The 8,809-nt window shown below is 69.4% G+C and carries 10 protein-coding genes; 3 read left to right on the forward strand and 7 right to left on the reverse strand.

The window, feature by feature from the left end; translation table 11 throughout:
- Nucleotides 1-124 precede the first annotated feature (124 nt).
- From HUW62_RS43250 to HUW62_RS43260, 3 genes are read left to right on the forward strand one after another with little or no spacing between them, the layout of a single operon-like run.
- Complete coding sequence (locus HUW62_RS43250; protein WP_176437774.1) at nucleotides 125-1,045, forward strand: alpha/beta fold hydrolase; 921 nt, start codon at nucleotides 125-127, stop codon at nucleotides 1,043-1,045.
- A 39-nt stretch (nucleotides 1,046-1,084) separates the two neighbouring features.
- Nucleotides 1,085-2,155 (forward strand): sensor histidine kinase, encoded by a 1,071-nt coding sequence (locus HUW62_RS43255; RefSeq protein ID WP_176437775.1) that lies wholly within the window; start codon nucleotides 1,085-1,087, stop codon nucleotides 2,153-2,155.
- Entirely contained in the window at nucleotides 2,152-2,868 is a 717-nt protein-coding gene (locus HUW62_RS43260) for a LytTR family DNA-binding domain-containing protein (protein WP_163863782.1), read from the forward strand. Before HUW62_RS43255 ends, HUW62_RS43260 begins: the two co-directional genes overlap by 4 nt.
- An 8-nt stretch (nucleotides 2,869-2,876) precedes the next feature.
- Here HUW62_RS43260 and HUW62_RS43265 read toward each other — a convergent pair whose 3' ends face one another.
- The 7 genes from HUW62_RS43265 to lspA (HUW62_RS43295) form a co-directional block, all read right to left on the reverse strand.
- Nucleotides 2,877-3,266: a hypothetical protein gene (locus HUW62_RS43265; RefSeq protein ID WP_163863783.1), complete on the reverse strand. Its 390-nt coding sequence runs from the start codon at nucleotides 3,264-3,266 to the stop codon at nucleotides 2,877-2,879.
- Between the two features lie 170 nt (nucleotides 3,267-3,436).
- The gene (locus tag HUW62_RS43270) at nucleotides 3,437-4,294 is read right to left on the reverse strand and encodes a hypothetical protein (protein WP_163863784.1); all 858 of its coding nucleotides are present in this window, start codon (nucleotides 4,292-4,294) and stop codon (nucleotides 3,437-3,439) included.
- Between the two features lie 69 nt (nucleotides 4,295-4,363).
- A complete protein-coding gene (locus HUW62_RS43275) occupies nucleotides 4,364-4,867 on the reverse strand; it encodes an HAD family hydrolase (protein WP_163863785.1) in 504 nt (167 codons plus the stop codon).
- 10 nt (nucleotides 4,868-4,877) lie between these two features.
- Nucleotides 4,878-6,053: an MXAN_5187 C-terminal domain-containing protein gene (locus HUW62_RS43280; RefSeq protein WP_176437776.1), complete on the reverse strand. Its 1,176-nt coding sequence runs from the start codon at nucleotides 6,051-6,053 to the stop codon at nucleotides 4,878-4,880.
- 41 nt (nucleotides 6,054-6,094) lie between these two features.
- Nucleotides 6,095-7,402 carry a prolipoprotein diacylglyceryl transferase gene (locus HUW62_RS43285; protein ID WP_176437777.1) on the reverse strand — a complete coding sequence of 436 codons (1,308 nt, stop codon included), beginning with the start codon at nucleotides 7,400-7,402 and terminating at the stop codon, nucleotides 6,095-6,097.
- Nucleotides 7,403-7,518: 116 nt separating this feature from the next.
- Nucleotides 7,519-8,130, reverse strand: coding sequence for a signal peptidase II (gene lspA, locus HUW62_RS43290; protein WP_163863788.1), 612 nt, complete (start codon nucleotides 8,128-8,130; stop codon nucleotides 7,519-7,521).
- 33 nt (nucleotides 8,131-8,163) lie between these two features.
- Nucleotides 8,164-8,787: a signal peptidase II gene (lspA, locus tag HUW62_RS43295; protein WP_163863789.1), complete on the reverse strand. Its 624-nt coding sequence runs from the start codon at nucleotides 8,785-8,787 to the stop codon at nucleotides 8,164-8,166.
- Between the last annotated feature and the right edge of the window lie 22 nt (nucleotides 8,788-8,809).

Here is an 8,809-nt window from a genome sequence, read left to right on the forward strand (position 1 = left end):
CTCCGCCACTCATCCCGCTCCCGAACCGCTCATGGAGTATCCGGGGCGCCCAGCCGCGCGACACGTACCTTCCTTCTCGTCAGACGCCGCCCTCCTGGCGGTGTCCTTCTCGCGGAGGTCCTCCATGTCTCGTGCCCTGCTCCTGGCGGCGTTCGTCGCCGTGCCCCTGCTCTTCGGTTGCGCCACCACCTCCAGCGCCAGCAGCACCGCCACTTCTCCCGCGCCCTTCGCGGTGAAGCGCTCCGGCAAGGGCCAGCCCGTGTTGTTCATCCCCGGTCTCGCGTCGTCGGGCGAGGTCTGGGACGAGACCGTCGCCAAGCTCCAGGGTGAGTACGACTGCCACGTTTTCACCCTCGCGGGCTTCGCGGGCCAGCCCTCGGTCCCCTCGCCCTTCATGCCCACCATGCGTCGCGCGCTCGCCGAGTACATCCGCTCGCAAGGCCTGAAGAAGCCCATCGTCGTCGGACACAGCCTGGGCGGTGTGCTGGCGCTCGGCCTCGCCGCCGACGCACCCGACCTGGTGGGCGGCGTCTTCATCGTGGACAGCGTGCCCTTCCTGCCCGCCCTGCTGTATCCGGGCGCCACCGCCGAGAGCTCGAAGCCTTTCGCCGACCAGTTCCGCGTCCAGGCCCGCATGCAGACGGTGGAGCAGCGCAACGCGTCCTCGCGCCAGGTACTCCAAATCTATATCTCCGATGAAGCACGCCGCGAGGTCGCCGCGCGCTGGGGCGCCGACTCGGACCCGGAGACGGTGACGCAGGCGGTGTACGAGATGAGCATCACCGACCTGCGCCCGGAGCTCTCTCGCATCACCGCGCCCACCCAGGTGCTCGGCTCCTGGATTGCCCTTCAGGGCCGCGTCCCTCGCGAGGCGGTGGAGGCCAACTATCGCGGCCAGTACCAGAACCTCCCCACCGTGCGTCTCGCCATGCACGACACGGCTCGGCACTTCATCATGTGGGACGACCCCCAGGGCTTCCTCGCCACGCTGGAGTCCTTCCTGAAGACCACCGCTGCCTCGGCGAGCATGGAGTCCCAGCGCTGAGCGTGGTGAAGTCAGGCCCTCACGAAGGCAGGAACACGCATGTCATCCCGACGCGCCAAGGTGTACGTGGCCTGCCAGGTGGGCGGCTGGGGTCTCTACGGCCTCGTGAACATCCTGCTGGGCCTCCTCACGGTGGTGGCCCTGTCGCGAGGCGCTGAACAACTGCTGCCTCGCTCGCTGTGGACTCTCGCGATGAGCCTCTCGGGCGGAGTCATCACGCACTTCGCTCGAGCCCCGCTGAACCTTCGCGCGTGGGTCCAACTCCCGCTGCTTCGCCTGGCCCCGCGCGTCCTCCTCACGAGCGTGGGGCTGGGCGCCCTCCAGCAGGCCGTGGGCCTCTTCCTGGCCTACCCCGTGCTCGGCATCTACAAGCGCGAGGACTTCTCCTTCGCCTTCGCCATCACCGGCGTCTCGTTCTGGTCCGTGGTGATGCTGATGTGGCTGCTCACCTGGTTCGCCGTCCACTTCGTCGAGCGGACCCGCACCGTGGAGCGCGAGCGCTGGCAGCAAGAGGCCGCGGCCCAGACCGCGGAGCTGCGCTTCCTCAAGGCCCAGCTCCAGCCACACTTCCTCTTCAACTGTCTCAACAGCGTCCGCGCCCTCATCGTCGAGGACCCCGTCCGCGCGCAGCAGGCCGTGACGCGCCTGTCCTCCCTGCTCCGACATGCCCTCGCCGCGCGCGGTCCCGAGACGGTGCCCCTGTCCCAGGAGCTCCAGGTGGTGCGTGACTACCTGAGCCTGGAGGCCATCCGCCTCGATGAGCGCCTTCGCGTGCGCGAGGACGTGGCCCCGGCTGCGCTCGACGTCCCCGTGCCCGCCATGCTCGTCCAGACGCTGGTGGAGAACGCCATCAAGCACGGCATCGCCCAGACTCCCGAAGGTGGCGAGGTCAGCCTGCTCGCCCACGTGCACGAAGGCGCGCTGCTGTTGGAAGTCGCCAACACCGCCGCGCCGCTCGGCACTCCCGCCGCGCCCCACTCCAACGGCGTGGGCCTCCACAACGCGAGCGAGCGGCTGCGCCTGCTGTGTGGCGCCCACGCCTCGCTCCAGCTCGACCAGACCCACGCGGCGCTCACCACGGCGCGCGTCCGGATACCGCTGCCTTCATGAGAGTCCTCATCGTCGACGACGAACGACTGGCCCGCGCCGAGCTGCGCCGACTGCTCGCGGCCTTCCCGGACGTGGAGGTGGTGGGTGAAGCCACGCATGTGGACGATGCCTGCCGACAGGTGGAGGCCCTGGAGCCGGACCTGCTCCTGCTCGACATCCAGATGCCAGGTGGCACGGGCTTCGACGTGTTGGCCCGACTCGACGAGCCTCCGGATGTCATCTTCACCACCGCGTACGACGCCCACGCGGTGCGCGCGTTCTCCGTCAACGCGCTCGACTACCTGCTCAAACCCATCGAACCGGAGCGGCTCGCCGAGGCCCTGGAGCGCGTGCGCCAGCGCGGCGGCCCGGCGTCTCACGCGCCTTCACGCACCCCGGACGCGTCCCTGGAGCGGGTCTTCGTGCGAGACGGTGAACGCTGCTGGCTGGTGCAGCTCGCGCAGGTGCCGCTCATCACCTCCGAGGGCAACTACGCCCGGCTGCACCTGGAGGGACATCAGCCGCTGCTCTTGCGCTCGCTGAGCTACCTGGAAGAGAAGCTGGACCCGGCGCGCTTCTTCCGCGCCAGCCGTCAGCACCTCATCAACCTCGACTTCGTCGAGTCCCTGGAGCCCGGTACCGGAGGCACGCTGGTCGCGCGCCTGCGCGGAGGCACCGAGGTGGAGATGTCACGCCGTCAGTCCCAGCGCTTCCGCGAGCGCATGAGCCTGTGAGGCACGCGTCAGTTCGCGCCCTGCTTGTGCTTGGACGACTTGCCGGAGGTGAGCACCGTGTCCACCGCGGCCACGCTGCTGCGGCGCCGCATCTGAGTCACTCGCTCCTCCATCTTCTCGTAGTGCTTCATGCGCGCCAGCATGTGCGGTTCCGACGTCTGACAATGCAGCTGCGTCACCTCCTGGTGACGACGCCCCATCTCCTGCCACGTCTGGAGCATGGCCTGGTTGCCGAGGAGCCGCTCCTCGACGTCGTCCAGCACCGCGTCCAGCTGCTCGGCCTCCGCCTCCAACACCGCGAGCCGCTCCTGGGACTCCTCGGAGGGCGTGGAGCACCCCGTGGTCACCGAGAGGCCCACCACCACCACCGACAGCCCGAGCCACCTCTGCATCCCCACATCGCCTCCCACGTGTCTCGCGCCGTCCGCCGGCCTCATGCGCGAAGCCCAAACTAGGGAGGCACCCCTGACGCGACAACCCGTGCGGGCAAGCGACCCGGCAGACTTTTCAGGAAGTAACGATTCCCAACACCGAGGCTCGGGTTGGCGGAGGCACCGACGCCCCGGTTTCACTCCTGGGGAACCGTCGCATGTACGCGCAGCACCGTGAGCATCGCCCACCAGCCGAGAACAGGCCCCGCGCCCGCGCCGATGACGGGAACAGGAAAGTTCCCGAAGAACGTCGAGCCCACCAATGCGGCGAAATACAGGACGAAGGCGACGCCCAGTCGCGCGGTCCGCGAATCCCGACTCCACGCCGCGAGGAGTCCGGGGAGCAACAACCCCGCCACGGCGGCTACCGCCAAGAACACCCCGAGCGCTCCTCGCGACACGATGAGCATGAGGATGCGCTCCACATGGTCGAGCGGCTCCAACGGGTCGCTCCGTGTCCAGGTGACGACCGCGAGCCCCAGCAACACCACGGCGATGGGGATGCCCACGCGCCTGTTCGCGAAGTCGCCGCCCACCAGCAACGGCAGCGCCGCGAGCGCGAGCGCCGTGGCCTGTGAGGCATCCGGCTGCAGCAGGTGAAGCCCCTGCACCAACACCATGAGCCCACACGCGAGCCACCGAGGCCAGGCACCACGCGCCGCGATGCCGAGAAACAGCCACGGCAGGAAGGCCGCGGAGGCGTTGACTCGAACGGGCCCCAGCGACCACCAGCGATGAACGCCCTCCAGCCCCGGCGCGGCCAACGTCGCGGCGATTGCGAGACACGCGAGCACGGGGAGCCCTCGCTCCGCGCGGCGGTGCGACTCCCACGGCCCTCGGGTCAGCAGCAGGAAGCCCGCGCCTCCGACGAGGATGGCCGCGAGGTTCGGAAGGAACGCGGCGGGGCGGACACCGTGCGCGCTCGCCGCGAACAGGCCGACGCAGGACGCGAAGAGGGGAGCGACGAACCACCAGGGCCGGGCGACCTTGTTCACCCGCGCGGACCTATCACATGCAACCCCGCGCTTGCGCCCATGCGAGCACCGAGGCGAATGAAGCGGCGCCTACGTCCGGTGGCGGAGGATGAACTCACACACTTCGCGCGCGGCGCCGAAGCCCGCGGGCTTCTGGGCGACGTAGTGCACCTGCGAGCGCACCTCGTCGGGGGCCTCTGGAGGCGCGGAGGAGAAGCCCACGGCCTTGAGCAGCGGCAGGTCCACCACCTCGTCACCCATGTAGCCGCAGTGCTCGGCGGAGACATTCAGCAGCGCCAGCAGCTTCTCGAAGTGCGCCACCTTGTCCTGACTGCCGAAGTGCACGTGTTTGATTCCCAGCGACTGCATCCGCATCTGCGCGGACAGGCTGTCGCCTCCGGAGATGGCGGCCACCTCGATGCCCACCTCCTGCAGCCGCTTGATGCCCATGCCGTCCCGCACGCTGTACATCTGCGTCCAGCCGGAGTTGGGCACCCAGAAGATGCGGCCGTCGGTGAGCGTCCCGTCGATGTCGAAAATCATCACCGACAGTTGCGCCACCCGCGCCTTGAGCGATTCCAGGTTCTGGTTCATCGCGAGCGGCCTACTTCGGCACGGCCTTGAGCGAGGCCTTGCCGTCCTTGATGACGACCTTGAACTCCACCGCCTTGGCGTTGTGCTGTTTGAGCAACTCCGGCACCTGCTTGCGCAGCGTCGCGGCCACCGACTCGTAGGAGATTTTCGAGGTGTCCTCCTGGCACCGCCGCTTCGCGGTGACATACGCGTCGTACACCGCGCGCAGCTTGTCGTCCGACATGCCGCCGCCTCCCGCCGACGGGGGAGGCTTGGACGCCGAAGACGGCGGGGGCACCGTGGCAGGCCTGGGCACCGTCGTCGCGCCCGGCACAGTGGGCCTCGAAGGAGGGGCGGTGCTCACCGTGCCCGCCGGCTTCGCGGCCATGCCCGGAGGCACTGTCGCGGGGGCCTTCGCTGGCGCGCTCCCCAGCGGCGACGTCACCGTGGGCAGTCCACCGCGCATGGGCGCTCCCGTCACCGGCGCCACCGTGGGCTGTCCTCGCGGCGGTGTTCCTGTCACCGGTGCCACGTAAGGCATCCCACCGGCGGTCAGCGGCGCCACCCCGGGCACGCTCCCTCGCGACGGAGGCGGCGTGGAGACTGGAGCCACTGCGGGCGTCACGGAGGGCACCGAGGGCGTTCCCCGGAAGGGCGTTCCGACGGACGCGGCGGCGGAAGGCACCTGCGGCTCGTTGGCGGGGCGAGGGCGGAGAATCTCCTCCACCTCCTCGAAGTCCATGTCGGAGATGTCCTCCGGCAGCTCCACCACGCCCTTCTTCGCGTCACTGCTGGAAGACGGGCCGCGCACCTCCGCGCGACGGCGGGCCTTGAACAAGTCCCGCTTGTACGTGCCCGCCTCGATTTCCTGCAGCGTGCGCGCCCAGAGCCTGTCGTACGTGAGGTACTTGCCGTGGATGCTCCCGACGCGGAACTTGGCGGCGGTGCTGCGGATGAAGCCCGTCTTGAGCCGCATCACCCGCTTCTTGAAGTCGTCATGGGCCCGCGTGGGCGGGTGACGCTCGTTGCCCAGGAAGTACTGCTCGTAGAGGTTGCGGAGGATGGCCAGCTCCGCCTCCAGCGCCTCGCACTCCTGGAGCACGGCCTCGCTGGAGCTGCTGTCCGACGGGGCCTGGGACTTTCCAGCGGAGGACTTCGAAGCGGACGACTTCGAAGCGGACGACTGTCGGGCGTCGGAGGGAGGCATGACTGCTCAGAGTGTCCCCAACCCGCGCCCGGGGATCAACCTCACGCCGCGGACGGGGTGGGACCCAGACCGCCCGCCGCCTCACCCGCCCCTCGCCGACCCTTCTGGTAGAGCAGCACGGCGCCCAAAGCGAACATGCACAGCGAGATGAACTGGCTGGTGGAGACGTTGTACCAGGCCTCCAGCGGCACCGCGGCCGCCAGCCCCTGGGACCCCATTGACTCCAGGAGCCCGTGCAGGGTGCCTCGCTCCACGTCCCCACGGAACAATTCCACCGTGCTGCGCAGCACCGCGTAGGCCATCAGCCACAGCGCGAAAATCTGCCCGTGGAACCGGCGGTAGCGGCGCGCGTACAGGAGCCCCACGAAGAGGACGAGCTGACCCACGGACTCGAAGAGCTGGGTGGGGTAGACGCCCAGGGTGTGCCCGTGCTGGAGCACCCAGTCGGAGATGCGCACCGCGTCCGGCGCCGCCTGGTGCAGAATCTGCCCTGTCGCCTCCACGACGAAGCGCGAGTCCTCCAACTGCGAGGAGTACGCGAGGCTGGACGAGTTGCCCACCCGCCCGAGCAGGTCCTGCGCGATTCCGGGCCCCGGGAAGTGCACGGCGGCGGCCGCGTGCGAGGGCGCCACGTCCCCCCAGCAGCACCCCGCACTGAAGCAGCCCAGCCGGCCCAGGCACTGGCCCAGCGACACGGTGGGGATGCACACGTCCGCCAGCCGCAGGAAGTCCATGCCCGTGGAGCGCGCGTAGAGCCACGCCGCCACCCCCGCGCCGATGAGGCCTCCGTAGAAGACGAGCCCGCCGCCCAGCGAGAACACCTGCGTCCAGTCCTTGGCGTAGTCCTTCCAGTTGACCAGGATGAAGAGCAGCCGGCTGCCACCGATGCCGCCGATGAGCACCCAGAAGGCCATGTCCAGCACCTGCTCGCGCTTCTTCATGCCCTCCAGGTTCACCCAGGTGCCATCCACGAGCTTCACCTGGCGCCACTCGTCCTGGGCCAGCCGCCCCGCCACCGCCAGCGCGAGGGAGAAGCCGGACGCCAGGAGCACGCCGTAGGTGTGCAGGGGAATTCCCTCGCCCTTGCCACCGGGGAACGCGTCCGCGGGCAGCGCGTACTTCAGGCCGAACCACGCGAGCCCCGCACCGGCGACACCGAAGCCCAGCGCGCGCAGCAGCCGGTCCGTGGAGTTCGCCTCGGCGAGGGTGCCCGTCTTCGGGTCCAGCACGCTCGGCGCACCCCGCCACCCGTTGAAGGCGATGTAGCCCACCGTGCCCGCGGCGACCGCGTACAGCAGCAGTTGCGTCCAGAGGCTGGTGAAGGTGAAGCGGAAGAGGACGGGGAGCATGGGGACCTGCCGGAAGGCGAAGGGTGCGGCGCGGCGCGAAGGCTACTCCCGCCGCGCGGCCAGACAAGGCGAGGGGCCCGCCGGTCCGCCCGGCTGCCCTCCCGGGAGGCGTTGCTTCAGGCGGCCTTGGACGGGGCCGGTGCGGGCTTCTCCTTGCGGACGAAGGCGTCCACGAGCAGCAGCCCCACGCCCACGCAGATGGCCGCGTCGGCGATGTTGAACGAAGGCCACGCGGCCTTGTCGAACCAGTGGGCCTCCAGGAAGTCGATGACGAAACCCCGGGCCAACCGGTCGATGTAGTTGCCCAGCGCGCCGCCCAGCACGAGCGGCAGGCCCCACAGCGCCCACTTCTCCTCCGGGTCCGACCCAGACAGCTTGCGGAAGTAGAAGACGATGAGGACCACCGCGCCCAGGCTCACCACGTGGAAGAGCGGCGCGCGCTGCTGGGGCGGGAGGCTGCGGAACAGGCCCCAGGCCGCGCCCGGGTTCTCCGCGTAGCGCAGGCGGAAGAAGGAGTCGGAGACCTCGATGCTGCGGCGCGAGCGGTAGTGCAGCCCGTCGAAGCCCTGCGGGGGCGGCTCGCCGAACATGGCGCCCAGGCGCCCGCCCAGCGTCTCCTGCCCTTGCATCTGGGAGGTCAACTCACGGACGACGAGGTACTTCGTCCACTGGTCCAGGACGATGACGCCCAGGGCGACGGCGATGAGGATGACGTATTTGCGAGGCACGGCCCGGGGCTTACACCACCAGCCCCCCAGCCGTCACGGATTGGGGCTCTGCGTCAGGGGCGCCGGAACGGTCTCCGGGCGACGCACCTTCAGCGAGTCCAGCAGCATGAAGGCCACGCCCACGCAGATGGCCGCGTCCGCCACGTTGAAGGTGGGCCAGCGCATGCCTGGCTGGTTGCGCCAATGCCAGTCGATGAAGTCGATGACGTAGCCGCGAATCAGCCGGTCCACGAAGTTGCCCAGCGCGCCGCCGGTGATGAGCGCCAGCGCCACTCGCACCAGCTTCTGGTCCAGCGAGGTGCGGCGGTACATCAGGAAGATGAAGGCCAGCGCCGCCACGCTCACCACGTGGAAGAACGAGCGCCGCACGCCGTCCGGCAGGTTGGCGAACAGCCCCCACGCCGCGCCCGGGTTCTCCACGTAGCGGAAGTGCCAGTAGTCCTCGATGAAGCGATAGGGCCGAGTCACCCGCCGCTCACCCTGCGGCGGAGGGTTGTTGTCCAGGTTGTGCTGGGTGAAGTAGCCCGTCACCCGGGCCACTCCTTCCCGCCCATCCAAGGCATCCGTCAGCCGGGACACAGCCAGATATTTGGTCACCTGGTCGGCGACAAGCACCGTGGTGGCCACGAGGAGGAGGAGGCGGAGGGAGGCTTTCATGATGCGTCCCAATCCTCTAACC

Origin of the sequence: Myxococcus sp. AM011 (assembly GCF_013372595.1) — a bacterium.
Taxonomy (GTDB): domain Bacteria; phylum Myxococcota; class Myxococcia; order Myxococcales; family Myxococcaceae; genus Myxococcus; species Myxococcus eversor.